At 35.3% G+C, this 3,821-nt stretch carries 5 protein-coding genes; all 5 read right to left on the bottom strand.

Annotated elements, in window-relative coordinates:
• On the bottom strand, positions 1 to 646 hold a 646-nt coding region (locus tag B1A98_RS19790; RefSeq protein WP_087903801.1), incomplete at its 3' end, for a transcriptional regulator.
• A 335-nt stretch (positions 647 to 981) separates the two neighbouring features.
• Positions 982 to 1,728, bottom strand: a complete 747-nt coding sequence (locus tag B1A98_RS19785; protein ID WP_063384377.1) for a DUF3800 domain-containing protein — start codon at positions 1,726 to 1,728, stop codon at positions 982 to 984.
• Between the two features lie 37 nt (positions 1,729 to 1,765).
• A complete protein-coding gene (locus B1A98_RS19780; protein ID WP_063384376.1) occupies positions 1,766 to 2,206 on the bottom strand; it encodes a helix-turn-helix domain-containing protein in 441 nt (146 codons plus the stop codon).
• 510 nt (positions 2,207 to 2,716) lie between these two features.
• Positions 2,717 to 3,559, bottom strand: coding sequence for a type IV toxin-antitoxin system AbiEi family antitoxin domain-containing protein (locus B1A98_RS19775; protein ID WP_063384375.1), 843 nt, complete (start codon positions 3,557 to 3,559; stop codon positions 2,717 to 2,719).
• 61 nt (positions 3,560 to 3,620) lie between these two features.
• The coding region (locus tag B1A98_RS19770) for a tyrosine-type recombinase/integrase (RefSeq protein ID WP_158286050.1) at positions 3,621 to 3,821 on the bottom strand (201 nt) is incomplete at its 5' end.

Below are 3,821 nucleotides of genomic sequence, written 5' to 3'. Positions count from 1 at the left end.
ATAGCTTATAAATCTCTTTGGCTTGTCCAAAGAACGGTTTCACGGTTAATACAAAGTTCTTTGGAATATGAGAAGGGGTAAACGAGTCATCTAAAACGCTTTCGTCCTTACGTATGTATTTATTAAAAGATTTTTTTAATGGTAAAGAATAGGTAGGGATTTTTTTTGTCCCTTCGTCCTTAGAACCACAAGGGGTTTCAGCGTTTTCTGTTTGGAAATCTGTTTGGAAATCACTTAAATTTAGCAGCTCTTCCCAGTATGAAAAATACGGGTGGTCCACAAATAAATGGACTGGGGCGCTCCGTCCATTTTGCTTCGTGGATCTCCGGTACACGGTAAACAGCACGCCATGTTCGCGCAGCTTCTTGGCTACGTTCCGGATGGTTCGGTCCGATAGATCGTGTCGATCGGCTAAATAGGCATCTTTGGCAAAGAAAAAGCCGCGCTCTGAAGACAGCCAGCACATCATGTCAATAGCCTCGCGTGTTTCTTTCTTTAATCGATAATAGGCGTCGCCATACACCTCTTCTACGACTTTCAATAACTTTAATTTCATGGATTGTTGTTCTTTTTGGTTCTTAGCAGAGGGCTTGTAGCTCATCATTTGTTTAAATTCTTCATTGGATAACATTCTGCTTACTGTCATGGGTTTCGTCTCCTTTAGAGAAAAAACAAAAAAGACGTATTTACCGTAGAAACCGGTAAACACGTCTTTTATCTTTCTGTAAAAGATCGACTTTTCCCCTTGAAATTTACGTTTATTTATCGTAAGATACAGGCATAAATAAAGTAATAAAGGTGAAAGCAAGTGTTTACCGTGCCCAATTCACGGTGGACGGTTATAGGTGGTTGGCGCCACACTATAACGCGCTTTTGCCTTTTTTATTTTCCGTACTAATATTTGTCTTTATTTATATCAAAATTCCCTGTCTTCTACAAGAGCTCTGAAAATAAACAGACTTTCAGACTTTCAGCTTTTCTCTATTTCGGATTGCTTATTCTAGGTATTACTTTAATACCGAATCTCTGTTTTTCATCAATAAGGCCATCATAAGCATTGCTATTTATTATATCAATCAAACCTTTAGTCCTTTGTTTAGCATTACTCAAATCTCTATTCAAAGAATTAGGGATCATATCCGCCAATTGCAAGCCCACATTGTTTTCTGCCTTTAATGGAAAGCTAATCGTCCCCAGATGTTTTTGCAACATCTTCGGCTCATAAAAAAGTGTTCCTGTAGCTTTAAGATTATAAAAGTGACCTTGCAACTGTTCATTTTGGCTTTGGTTTCTAGATTCAATTGTAATGTTACCAGTTCCATTATGCCTTTCAAGGAAATTTACGTAATTTTCTAAAATAATTTGCAAACAAATAAAGTATTTATCACGCATTCCTGGATAAAGGTGTTTTAAATCTTTTTCATGTATAGATGCGCTAAGGATGTAAAGGTTATACTTCTTAAATATCTCCTTTATCCTATCCCAATACAAATTACGAAACTTAGCCTGCTTAAATATCTCATAAGGAGTGTCTCTCTCGGGGCGGTGGATTTCAGCTTCATGCAAAATAACTGTTGTATTACCAAAGAGCTCTTGCTTAAGCTCGTTTATCTCCGGGATAATCTCCTTGGCATATAATTCTTGCTCTACCACATAGCCGGCTAAACAGAAATATTTTAGGTTTCCTGAGGGCAAAATTTCATCTAAAAATAAAATATATGAATCCATACACTGTCTCCTTTATTCCCTTTCACAGCATCATTAATTAACCTGAATTATCATCAAAAAGATCAAACGTCATTTCGGTTGCTTTGTCTGTGAAAATTTTATCATAAAGCATTTTAGTTCCATAAGGTTTCAAAAAAGTATGGGCAGCTTCATTGGGAGCAAGTTGCATACGTATTATAAGCTGATGATCTTCAAGCTCTTTAATCCAATTACTAATAGCTCGTGGAGATTTGTCAAAGTATTTTGCAATCGTATCAATACTCGTCCATGTTTCTCCAGTTGTGTTCCCCGAGTTTAATCCCAAATACAAGTATAGTTTTAGGGCATTTCCTGAGAGTTTTTTAAGAAGAAATTCTTCCTTCAATGGCTGGAACACAGGAAAAAAACCTATATGAACAAGGGAATTTCTTTTCCACTTGCCGTAATTTTCCCTATAAATTTCCGCCCTTCGGTAATTTGGAAGCTTATCAAAATCCATAATTTCTATCCCTTCCCACGTCTTTTCACTAATATTATAAAATGTATAGCATATTTTAACAACAAAAAGTTGCGTACTAACAAGACGTAGTCTTGCCCTTATCATTGACGGTTAAATAAAAAAAGCGTATTATAATAAAGCAAAGTGCAAATCAGATAATTTGCAATGAACTTATTTCAGAGAACTGCGAAGCTATTCTCTGACCTGAAAAAGAAGAACTGCGAAGCTAATCTTCTTACTTTAACGTGTATTTTTTTTGAAGTGTGGAATAATTATATTGAGGAACTGCGAAGCTATTCCTCCAGCGTATTTATAAAGAGAACTGCGAAGCTATTCTCTTTTATGAGGTAAAAGAACTGCGAAGCTATTCTTTTACAAAAGGGAAAGGACAACTCTAGTTAGAGTTGTCCTTTTTTCTTGTTCGCAGTTAATTCCCAATGGAGGTATATATACCTCCATTGGGAATTAACTGCGAACACAAAATAAAGGTAGTATATATACTACCTTTATCTAGTGTAATTCAGGATAAAACAACTTCCAGTTTTCGGAATAATTATTCTGATTACTACCATAGCAAATATAAAAGTCAAAATTGATAGGGAAATTCCTCATTATCTCAACCTCACTTTCCGAAAACCCTGAATTCTCTAAGTAAAACCCAATAGCTTGATGATATGGATAAGTATATTCCAGCTGTGTTAAATAAAACTTAATCTTTTCTACAGATACCCTCCCTTTAGATTTTTTATACGCTTCTAAAACTTGCCTAACACCACCACCATAAACCGGTCGTACAGTGATATCTATAAGTGTTCTTTCTAAATCTGTTACTCTGACATCATTGACTTCTATTACTCCAAGGTTTCTAGAAAATTTCCCACTAAGAAGATAAACCTTGTGTTCTCCATAATTAGCAAAATAATTTGACGTTCTCATACTTTTTAAAAAAGCTTTATCAATATTTGCTTGTTGTAAAACTCCTTTATTTTTAGGTTTAGGGCTCTGTTCCTTATTAACATATATAGAATCCGATTCGGAAAGCTTAACAAGTTCATGAAATATCAGAGCAGAGTAATGACTTAAATATCCCTTTGAAAAAAGACTCGATATTACTTGTAGTTTAGAAACATCTCCGTAAGTATAACGAGTGATTTTTTTGTGCGGAAAGGTTAATTCAACTTTATTAATTATATTACTGGTTAATAAAAATTCTAAGACTTGCTTTACACCCGGTTTAAATACATCATGTTGATTTTTAAAGTCATCAACCAAACCCAAAAAATCTTTATAAGTAAAAACCGATTTTTGAGCAGCAGCCAAAATCTTCTCTAAAGTATTTTTATCAAATTCCATTATGTTACCTCCATCAAGTTACAGTGAAAGATTTATGGGTTTTATGCGATCAGTAAAAATATCATAAAGAAAACTTTTCTAGCGCTTGATCAATCATTTCATCATCAATACCAATATACCGCAAAGTAATCGATGGAGACGAATGACCGAAAATCTGCTGCAACATCGCCACGTCCTTCGTTTGCTGGTAAAAATGATAGCCGAAGGTCTTCCTCATGGTGTGGGTGCCAATGGCTCCTTCAATGCCACACGCGCGAGAAGC

It is taken from the genome of Pseudobacillus badius, from assembly GCF_002189605.1.
GTDB lineage: Bacteria > Bacillota > Bacilli > Bacillales > Domibacillaceae > Pseudobacillus > Pseudobacillus badius.
This window is presented reverse-complemented; position numbering and strand designations above follow the sequence as displayed.

Excerpts from the sequence above, each read along its gene's own strand:
- B1A98_RS19775 (WP_063384375.1), bottom strand. The coding sequence starts at position 3,559 with ATGGAATTTGATAAAAATACTTTAGAGAAGATTTTGGCTGCTGCTCAA.
- B1A98_RS19780 (WP_063384376.1), bottom strand. The coding sequence starts at position 2,206 with ATGGATTTTGATAAGCTTCCAAATTACCGAAGGGCGGAAATTTATAGG.
- B1A98_RS19785 (WP_063384377.1), bottom strand. The coding sequence starts at position 1,728 with ATGGATTCATATATTTTATTTTTAGATGAAATTTTGCCCTCAGGAAAC.